The sequence below is a fragment of the Crocosphaera sp. Alani8 genome, from assembly GCF_038442745.1.
Taxonomy (GTDB): domain Bacteria; phylum Cyanobacteriota; class Cyanobacteriia; order Cyanobacteriales; family Microcystaceae; genus Crocosphaera.
In genome coordinates this window covers 1-9,614 of the sequence record NZ_JARVCN010000123.1, presented here as the reverse complement: position 1 = coordinate 9,614, position 9,614 = coordinate 1, and the positions used below count along the sequence as shown (strand labels likewise).

General features: G+C 38.3%; 5 protein-coding genes and 1 pseudogene. All 6 read left to right on the top strand.

Going from position 1 to position 9,614, the window contains the following annotated elements; all coding sequences use genetic code 11:
• The first annotated feature begins 173 nt into the window (after positions 1-173).
• On the top strand, positions 174-1,694 hold the full coding sequence (locus P9B04_RS08820) for an FHA domain-containing protein (protein WP_342054614.1): 1,521 nt from the start codon (positions 174-176) through the stop codon (positions 1,692-1,694).
• Positions 1,695-2,131: 437 nt separating this feature from the next.
• Positions 2,132-4,246 (top strand): serine/threonine-protein kinase, encoded by a 2,115-nt coding sequence (locus P9B04_RS08815; RefSeq protein ID WP_342054613.1) that lies wholly within the window; start codon positions 2,132-2,134, stop codon positions 4,244-4,246.
• Between the two features lie 210 nt (positions 4,247-4,456).
• Complete coding sequence (locus tag P9B04_RS08810) at positions 4,457-5,839, top strand: CHAT domain-containing protein (protein WP_342054612.1); 1,383 nt, start codon at positions 4,457-4,459, stop codon at positions 5,837-5,839.
• Between the two features lie 411 nt (positions 5,840-6,250).
• Positions 6,251-7,477, top strand: a complete 1,227-nt coding sequence (locus P9B04_RS08805) for a sigma-70 family RNA polymerase sigma factor (RefSeq protein WP_342054611.1) — start codon at positions 6,251-6,253, stop codon at positions 7,475-7,477.
• A 108-nt stretch (positions 7,478-7,585) separates the two neighbouring features.
• Positions 7,586-8,737, top strand: a complete 1,152-nt coding sequence (locus P9B04_RS08800; protein WP_342054610.1) for a DUF1822 family protein — start codon at positions 7,586-7,588, stop codon at positions 8,735-8,737.
• A pseudogene (locus P9B04_RS08795) lies at positions 8,738-9,614 on the top strand (CHASE2 domain-containing protein); the annotation flags it as partial. It lies immediately after the preceding gene.

The window sequence follows — 9,614 nt, the reverse complement described above, 5'->3', positions numbered from 1 at the left end:
GCCTATCCTATCTATATTAGCGCATGATTCAACTTATATTCTAGCTAAAGTCCCACTATTCAAATATGACAGATCGCTATTATTCCTCTCCCGTGGTGAAAACTGCATAATTTTTCAGACTGTCACCTATGAATAAGTGAGTTAATTCATTGCCTTCGTAGGAGACGGAAACCATGCTAAATTTAAAGGTGTTCAACTATACCATTGGTGAATTCCAAGACAAAACCTTAACCCCCGATCAAATAAAACGAGAATGGATCATTGGACGGGCCACAACTTGCGATCTTGTCTTGGCAACCCCAGAAGTCAGTCGAGTTCACGGTAGAATTGGCTATGATGAGGGACGATATTATTTTAGTGACTTAGGCAGTACCGATGGTTCCCGTGTTAATCATGAAACCGCAATGGTTAACCAAAGATATGCACTGAAACCCGATGATATTATCCGTATTGGTGACTTTGTGTTAGCGGTTCAAGGGATGGAAAAGAACCTTGAAACCACCATCTCTAACCATAAAATTCCAGCAACTAATGTCGCAAGTTGGACGCAACAAGACCTAACGGTTAAATGTATTCGTATTATTGAAGAAACCGAAGACGTGAAAACCTTTTCCTTTATTGCTGAACCGGCTATTTCCTTTGGGTATCAACCCGGTCAGTTTGTCACTTTAAACCTCAATATTGAAGGTAAAACCGTTAGACGTGCTTATTCTATCTCTTCAACCCCTACCCGTCCCCATGTTCTCGAAATTACTGTTAAGCGGGTTCCTTCACCTCCCAATGCGCCTCATATTCCTCCTGGTTTAGTGTCTAACTGGCTTCACGATCGCCTAAAAGTTGGAGATCAAATTAAGTTATCAGGGGGGCCAATGGGAAAATTTACCTGTGCAAAGGATTCTAATACAAAACTGTTATTGATTTCTGCTGGAAGTGGTATAACTCCCATGATTTCTATGTCTCGTTGGATTTATGATAACGCAGGGCAAGAGGATGTGGTGTTTGTTTACTGTGGCCGTCGTCGTAAAGATATCATTATGGAACAAGAACTGCAATTAATGGCAGCAAGAAACCCTAATTTTCATCTGGCAATCTCTTTGACGCAACCGGAACCTGGAGAAACTTGGCTAGGGTATCGAGGAAGACTCAGCGAACAGATGTTATCAACAATGGTATCTGATTTTAAACAACGATCCGTATATGTTTGCGGTCCCGATGGGTTTATGAAAGGGGTAAAAACCTTGTTAGGAAACATGGGACTTCCCCCAGAAAACTATCATGAAGAGAGTTTTGGTGTAGGTAAAAAACAGGCTAAAGTAACATCTCCTGTAAGACTACAAGAGAGCGGGGAGCAGGGAGCAGGGAGCAGGGAGAAAATTGAAAAATCTTTTGCTCCTCAAACCTCAACATCTTCTCAACCCAACGTCTCAACCCAACCAGCGATCGCATTTATTGACTCCGGCAAAACCGTTACTTGTGACGATCAAGAATCAATTTTAGAAGTAGCGCAACAAGAAGGGGTGAATATTCGTAGTGGTTGTATGCAAGGGGTTTGTGGAGCATGTAAAAAGCGTAAACGTAAGGGAAATATTCGCTATGAAGGGGAACCCGATGGACTAGATCAAAAGGAACAAGAAGAAGGGTTTATTTTACCTTGTATTGCCTATGCTGTGGATGAAGTGGAAATTGAAGCTTAGATAAAATGAATTTAGGGTTCAGGGTTTAGATGTCAGAGTTTAGGCATAGTTAACCAAATAATCGATGTTTTAGACAAGGAGAGAATGAATGTTTTAGCTTATCTCAAACTCATGTTAATTAATCTATAACCCTTACTTATTGATTAATCTTGCTAAATGATTCTTCTTACTTGCTGAATAATTCTTATTGCTTGCTGAATGATTGATCAATAACCCTTACTTATTAATTAATCTTGCTGAATAATTCCTCTTACTTGCAAAATAATTGATCAATAACCCCTACTTATTGATCAACCTTGCTGAATTATTTATCACTGTTACAAAATGATTAACGTCTATTACTAACTTCTTTCTTTCCACACACACTCCCCTGTTTCCTGTCTGCTGTCTCCTGTCTCCTGACTCCTGACTCCTGACTTCACAACAAAGAGCTTATTATGTTTTCCATCAAATTTTCTCCTGAGAATTTCCAGAGTATTTCTTCTGCTCAACCTTCCCCTAGCGGTGCTTTATACATTGGAGAAGAAAACCGTTATCGTTTAGAACAACAATTAGGAGAAGGAGGAATGGGTCATGTTTTTTTGGCAACAGATAAACGTCTCAATAAACCAGTTGCTCTTAAACTACTCAAAGAATCTTTAGCGGATGATCGCTCTATGCGAATTCGTTTTGATTGGGAATTAAAGATTTGTGCTTCTCTTAAAAGTGAACATATTGTTCAAGTTAGTGATTATGGAATTACTGAGGGAGGTTATCCTTTCTATATAATGGAATACCTTGAAGGAGAAACCCTTGCTCAAAGGTTAAAACATACCCCTCGTTTGTCTCCTGAAGAAACTTATTTAATTATTTCTCAAGTTTGTGCAGGATTAGAATTACCCCATGATGGTGTGACGTTAGTAGATGAAGAAACAGGAGAAACCCAAACCATAAAAGTTGTTCATCGAGACTTAAAACCCCAAAACGTTTTTCTTGTTCCCACTGCGTTAGGAGACTTGGTAAAAGTTATTGATTTTGGTATTGCTAAAATTCGCAACCTTCAAGCAGAACATACTAGTATGACAAATATGTTCTTAGGAACCTGTCATTATGCCGCACCTGAACAATTAGAAGGGTTAAGAGACTTAGATGAACGGGCAGATATTTATAGTTTAGGGTTAATGTTATATGAAATGTTAACAGGGGTTGATCCCTTTGGCTTTAACTTTCGAGAAAATCAAGTGAGTGTGGAGTCTTGGCTATTTGCTCATGCGTCCAAAACCCCTCTTCCTTTGCGATCGCAACCTAACTGTGAGCATTTATCAGAAACTCTTGAAGCAGTAGTAATGCGTTGTTTACAAAAGTCTCCTAATGATAGATTCAATTCTGTTCAAGAATTAAGTCAAGCGTTGCATTTAGCTGTTTTTTCTAATTCTTTAGTTCTGCCAACATCACCCCAAACCTCCCACACTCCCCACACTCCCCACTCCCTGCTCCCTACTTCTTCCCACACTCCCCAAACTTCCCCATCTTCCCACACCTACCCCACTTCCCCCTCTAGAAAAAACTTTCCTAAATGGGGACAATATTTTCTCTTTACCTTAGTTACTTTAATCTTAGGAGTTGCAATGGCAAGATTTTTTCCTATCCCTGTCACCTCTTCCTTAACCCAAGAAAAAGAGAGTCAGATAAATCCTCTCAACAATGCTAAAACCTTATTAGGTCATGAAAATATCGTTTGGTCAGTTGCCTCCAGTACCGATGGTAAAATAGCAGTCAGTGGTAGTGAAGATAAAACGATCAAAGTTTGGAATACAGAGACACAAACGCTTTTACATACCCTTACTGGTCATTTAGATGGTGTTCGTTCTGTTAGCATTAGTCATAATAAACAATTTATTGCTAGTGCGAGTGCTGATGAAACCATTAAGCTGTGGGATATAGAGACAGGGGACTTAATTCGTACACTGACAGCGCATCAAGGTTCTTTGTGGTCAGTAGAAATTAGCCCAAATGAACAAACCATCGCCAGTGCAAGTTCGGATAAAACCATTAGACTCTGGAATGTGTCAACAGGGGAATTAATGCGGACGTTTAGCGATCATTCAAATTGGGTATTTTCTGCCACATTTAGTCCCGATGGAAAGCATTTAGCTAGTGGTAGTAAAGATGGCACGGTCAAAGTTTGGGATGTTCAAAGCGGTAAACTGTTACAAACCTTATCTAATCATACCAAGGCGGTTCGCTCTGTAGCCTTTTCCCCTGATGGAAACTACTTAGCTAGTGGGAGTTGGGATGGTACAGTTAAAGTCTGGGATATTTCAACAGGAAACGTTGTCTATACTTTTTCTGAACATAGCGATCGGGTTGTTGCGGTTAGTTTTAGTCGTGACGGTAAAACCCTAGTGAGTGGTAGTATTGATGGTACGCTTCAGGTGTGGGACTGGCAAAATCAGAAGCTTTTGGAGACTTTAACAGATCAGAAAGACTGGGTTTTGTCCGTTGCAACTCTCCCTTCAGGAGATATTATTAGTAGTGGTCGTAATCCTGTCATTAATATTTGGCAACCATAACCATTTTGGAATATTTAATCTTATATATAACCTTTCTCTTAACGAGTAAGGTCTACCTCACCTAATATTTAAATTCTGACTCCTAACTCCTAACTCCTAACTCCTAACTCCTGACTCCTAACTCCTGACTCCTGACTCCTAAAACTAGAAAATTTTGTATCTTACAAGTATGGAAACTGCCATATAATCATGAAAAAACTGATATCATTAATGACTTTTTCTGCGACCATAACCTTCTTGTTGGTCAATTTTATGGATTTTCCAGGGTTAGTAGCCGAAAAACCTCAGCAGCAACAAAACCAAGAACAGTTACCCCAACCCCCTGATACGGGAACCCCTGGAGGTGAATCTATTCCCGGAGGGACTCGTAACCCTGATGGAGTGGAAAGCTATTTGTCTAAGCAGGTTTTTAACCTTGAAAATCAATGGGAAGGGGTTTATGAAAAATACTTTGATAATGACTTTTCTAGTTTATCTTTAACCCCTGAAAATATTGCTGATAAATTAACTGAGTTGAGCGAAAAAACGGGTAAGCGATCGGCAGTTGTCTGGATTAATTCTACTCCTGATTATTTGGCATTATATATTGTTACTCCAGGAAAACCAGCAATGGGAATAAGAGTTCCTGAAGGTAATCGAGAAGAGTTATTTAAAATAATTAAACAATTTCATCAACAAATACAATCTCCTCAGTCTTCTGCTTATCTTAAAACTGCGCAGGATCTCCATAAAATAATGATCCAACCAATAAAATATCATCTACTCAGAGAAAATATTGATACTTTAATTTTATGTATAGGTCCTAAATTGCGATCTTTTCCTTTCGCCGCATTACACGATGGTGAAAACTTTTTAATCGAGAATTATGCACTTACTAGAATTCCTGGTTTTAACCTCACTAACTGGGACTATAAAAAGTTAGACAATACTCAAATGTTGGCCATGGGTGCGTCAGAGTTTGCCGATAATAAACCTTTACCTGGAGTTGCGGCAGAACTATCTACTATTGTTCCTCAAGTGTGGCAAGGAAGAAGTTTTTTAAATGAAGAATTTACTGTTAGTAATTTAAGAAAACAACGACAAAACTATCCTTATCCTATCGTTCATTTAGCTACCCACGCTCAATTTAATCCTGGTGATCCAAGAAATTCTTATATTCAATTTTCTGATACTCGACTTCATCTTAGACAAATGAAATCTCTTGACTGGAATAAACCTCCAGTTAATTTATTAGTTCTTAGTGCCTGTGATACTGCTTTAGGAGATATTAATGCGGAATTAGGGTTTGTGGGTTTAGCTCTTCAATCAGGGATTGATTCAGCATTAGGGAGTTTATGGCGAGCGAGTGATATTGGTACTGTAGGAATTATGAGTGAATTTTATTGGCAACTTAAGGAAAATTCCTTGAAAGCAGAAGCCCTTAGACAAGCCCAAATTGCCATGATTAAAAAACAAATCCGTTGGGGAGAAGGACAGTTAGAAACTCCTAGAGAAGCTATTTCTATTACTTCAGAAGAGATGAAATTAGAAAACTTAGATTTATCTCATCCCTACTATTGGAGCGGATTTTCTCTTGTAGGAAATCCATTTTAATCTAGACTGAGAAAAAGCCATTCCCTACAATTTATTTCCAAAACCTGTGCGTTTTTATTTATAAGAATAACGATTTGAACTTAATGAAACCAAAGATGATTGTTTAAAGATAAACTCACTGTAGTCTGCAAGATCATCAAGTCCTAGAAAATTAAGTAAGATTTCAGACACTAGGGCAATGAATGTATATAGTAATAACTTTTTCCATTTAACTTGCATTGTTTTTAGCTCCACACCTATATTAATATTTTTGAGGGTTCATTATATTAGTAGATTTGACTTCACCAAGGTTATGCACAATATAAGGAGTTGCTGTTGAAATATGGAAAGTATTAACAATTTAATTTAACGGTTAATCTATTCAATTCAAAACCGCTATAATACTTTACACCCAATGCCATATTAAGAATTATGCGCCTTAGACAAAACATTGTTGCAATATTTTCTACCTTTGTTCAATTTGAGGCAGGTGAGTTTAGCTATTGGTCTAGCGATCCTAAATTGCGTCGCAGCATGGAAAAATGTCTAGTTGGGCAGTCTGTTAAAGAGCGATCGCACAGCTTTTGGGGACTTTATTGGTACAGAGTCTGGCAAGTATCTTCTCAGTCTCAAGAAAAACCCCAGAAAATGCAAGCAAAATCCCATCTGACTGCCTATTTACAGGAACCTAGCTACTGGGCGGCAAAAAAAGCAACCACTGACTTTGGCGATCTAAAATATGAGGTGTCTGATTGTTTTCAAATCGCTTTATCTTCTATTGATTCTATTCTTCAAGGGTTTGATCCGCTACAAAAAAGTAATTTTAAAAGCTATGCTATTGTTATTTTATCCAACTATATTAGGGAAATTCTTCGACAAAGACAAGAAATTGATATTTGTAGTCCTTGGGCTTTATTACGTAAACTGAGTCAAAAACGCTTAGTAGAATCATTACAACAAGCTGGTTTAACCAAGGAGATAATTGACAGTTATGTCCTGCTTTGGAAATGTTTTAAAACCAATTATGTCCCTAGTAGTGATTCATCTCGAACAAGAACCCGTCAATTACCCAAACCCGATGATGCTACCCTAGAAGCGATCGCCCATCAATATAATCAAGAACGTTATGCACAGTTAGATGCACCTGGATCGACTCTTGACCCTAAAACCATAGAACAATCTCTCCTTCTTTGTGTCAAAGCAGCCCGATCTTATCTTTACCCTACCGTCAAATCTATTAATACCCCAACCCCAGGACAAGAAACCGGGGAATTACTGGATATTCTACCTGACTCTAAATCTGAGTCTCTATTAGGGGATTTAATTACCCAGGAAGAGGAACAGCAACGCTTGTCTCAACAAACCCAGATCAATGAGACATTGACAGAAATTTTGCTGCAAATAAAACCAGACTTACGAGAAATCCTTGATCTTTATTATGGTCAAGGATTGACACAAAAAGAAATTGCTCAACAGTTAGCAACAAAGCAATACACAGTTTCACGACGTTTAACCAAAGCAAAGCAAACCCTGTTGCTGAAATTAGGTCAATGGAGTCAACAAACCCTGCATATTTCTCTAACTTCCGACATACTCAATAGTATGAGTACCGTTTTAGAGGAATGGTTAACTAACTATTTCGGGGAAAGCAGTCAGTAGAATAATTAAACAATGTGTCTCTTTAAGTCTTACATTTTGACCAGCAACCCCGATTAATTGCACTCAAACCCGTCTTCTCCTTAACCACTTTTCATCAGGGAATATCTAATGACTTTTTTATTTGCCCAACCTAACCAACTTTTGCTTGAACTCTCTGAAACTAACTTATCCCAAGCTTGGGAACAAAGCCATATTTGTTCGAGTGCAATCACCCGATGGCGTGCTTATCTCAATCAACTTAGCTTAACTTGTTTTCTTTCCTACGTTCAAGAAGAATCATCCCATGAAGTGCAAATCTGGCCAGATGATCCTTTAACCAACTTGTGGGAATTGGTGGAGGGTTCTACCCTTATGTTAGGAGATAAACGCATTGTACTGTTACCCACTGAAGCGATGGATGAAGATGAACTACGGGTTCCTCAAGAATGGGTTGATATTCCTGAATGGGTAGCTGATTATTATCTTGCTGTTCAAGTTAATGTAGATGAAGAATGCTTAAATATTTGGGGTTACACAACGCATCAAAAATTGAAAGAGAAGGGAAAATATGATAGTCGCGATCGCACTTACAGTTTGGAGAAACCTTTTTTATTTCAAGACATAAATGCCTTTTGGGTATCCCAAGAACTGGAGATACAAGAAGTGACTCAAGCAGAGGTTGTTCCTTTAACCTCTTTATCTTCGATCCAAGCAGAAAATTTAATTGAACGTTTAGGTAATACTGAGATAAAAGAACCTCGTTTAGCTGTTCCTTTCTCTCTCTGGAGTTCACTTATTGCTAATACTAATTGGCGCAAACAACTGTCTCAACGTCGTCAAGATAGTGTTCAAAGCAGTTTATTAACTAATTTAAGTCGTTGGTTTGATAATCTTTTTGAAACCCCTTGGCAAACACCAGAAACCTTGAATTTAGCCTTTAGTAGTCGACGTAATACCCCCACTAATACTAATAATATTCAACGAGCAAATTTAATTACCCTTGGGACTGAACAAGTTATTTTACTGGTAGAATTAACTCATGAAAAGGATGATAGAATCGCTGTCAGTTTGCAACTGGTTCCCCCATCTGATCGTCGTTATTTGCCAGAAATGATACAACTAACCTTATTATCAGAAACAGGAGATATTTTACAATCAATACAATCTCGTACTCAAGATAATGCCATCAGAATTCCTCGATTTAAATGTCCTCAAGGATTACGTTTTCGTCTTCAAATAACACTCAATGACCATTGCAGCACAAAGGATTTTATTGTTTAAATGAGCAAACTGGTTGTTTTAAAATTGGGCAAAGGAAATTGGCAAGAGGGATTTTCTAACGTCAATATCCAAGTTTCAGAACCTAATCATCCCATATCTTTACAACTGAGTGGGAGTTTACCCCCTGATACAAAATTATGGGATGATTATCAAAAATGGCAGAATCTCTATGAAGCACTGTCTGAGAACCTGATATTGCGTCGTTATCGGGGTTCAGGGTCACCAATGATTGAATTTGATACCGAAGAGGTAACTAATATTTCTGATGGGGAATTTCTTTATCTCTGCGAACAATTAGAAACCCAACTGAATCAATGGTTAAGTACAGAATCTTTTAGTCGCATTGAACGTCAACTACGCAGTCATGTTAATGTCTCTGATGAAATTCGTCTAATTATCGAAACTGAAAACGAGGAACTGCGACGGTTTCCTTGGCATTTGTGGCATTTTTTTGAAGATTATCCCTTTGTGGAAGTCGCCTTAAGTCCGGCTGAATATGGACGAGTTTCGACGGTATCAATGCAACGAGATGGAAAGGTTAGAATTTTAGCTATTTTAGGAAACAGTCAAGGGATTGATGTTGAAAAAGATCGTACCCTTCTCGAACAATTACCCGATGGGGAAGTAATTTTTTTAGTGGAACCCCAGCGTCAAGACTTAGATCGTTGGTTGTGGGATGAACAAGGATGGGATATTTTATTTTTTGCCGGTCACAGTTTTAGTCACTCCCAAGGAATGACGGGACAGTTAGAGATTAATTCTCAAGAGTCTCTTTCTTTATCACAGCTACGGAATGCCTTAAAAACAGCTATTCGTCAGGGGTTAAACTCAGATCTTGCACCTGACGAGACAAAGTTCCAAACTATGTTCATAAAAC